The sequence below is a fragment of the Solemya velesiana gill symbiont genome, assembly GCF_002020805.1.
Taxonomy (GTDB): Bacteria; Pseudomonadota; Gammaproteobacteria; order Chromatiales; family Chromatiaceae; genus Sedimenticola_A.
In genome coordinates this window covers 1-1,006 of sequence record NZ_MPRJ01000127.1, presented here as the reverse complement: position 1 = coordinate 1,006, position 1,006 = coordinate 1, and the positions used below count along the sequence as shown (strand labels likewise).

The 1,006-nt window shown below is 59.6% G+C and carries 1 pseudogene; it reads left to right on the top strand.

From position 1 onward, the window contains the following. Window positions 1-122: 122 nt before the first annotated feature. A pseudogene (locus tag BOW53_RS12625) lies at window positions 123-913 on the top strand (thiamine pyrophosphate-binding protein); the annotation flags it as partial. Window positions 914-1,006: the final 93 nt, after the last annotated feature.

Below are 1,006 nucleotides of genomic sequence, written 5' to 3'. Positions count from 1 at the left end.
TAGCTCATAAGTGCTTCGTCTCTTGGTCGGGAGAAGCGCCGACTCTACCAGCTGGCCCTTCAACTACCAATTGCACTTATTATCCGAAACCGCCCAAAACGCAAATATGCAGAGACACGAAAATGAACGGGGCGGAATACATTGTTGAGAAACTGAAAGCCGAGGGGATCCATACCCTCTTCGGCTATCCCGGGGGCTGCATGATGCCGTTGTACGACGCCATGATCGACAGCGGCATGCGGCATATACTCTGCCGCCACGAACAGGGCGCGGCTTTCGCCGCCAACGGCTATGCCAGGGCTACGGGCCAAACCGGCGTCTGCCTGGCCACCTCGGGTCCAGGCGCCACCAACCTGATCACCGGCATCGCCGACGCTTACATGGACTCCGTCCCGATGGTCGCCATCACCGGACAGGGTCCCACCGGCCTTATCGGCAGCGATGCCTTTCAGGAGATCGACATCCTGGGACTCAGCCTGCCCATCACCAAGCACAGTTAACTGGTCGAGACCATCGACGAACTGCCGGCCATCATGGAAGAGGCTTTCTGGTTGGCCCGGGAAGGACTTCCCGGCCCGGTTCTGATCGACCTGCCGAAAGACATACAGCTTCAGCAACTACCCGAAGGACTGCCCCTGGTCCACACTCCTGAACCCTCGGAGAATGACATAAAAGTCCCATCCTGGGAGGCAATCGAGCAGGCCCGCGCCATGATGCAGGAGAGCCGCAGACCTCTGATCTATGCCGGTGGCGGAGTCACTCACGCAGGCGCCCTCGATGCCTTTCGGATCTTCGCGGAAACCTGCGGCATTCCATCGGTGTTCACTCTGAAGGGTATTGGCAACCTGCCCGCAGCGCAGCGCATCCCCTCAACATGGGCATGCTGGGTATGCACGGCTCGGTTGCCGCCAATCGGGTAAGGGAGGGTCTCTAACCCTCCCTCCCCACAACACCCTGCATGCGGGTCCGCACAGGGCGTTTCACTTGGAATGGTGAAGCTTGATCC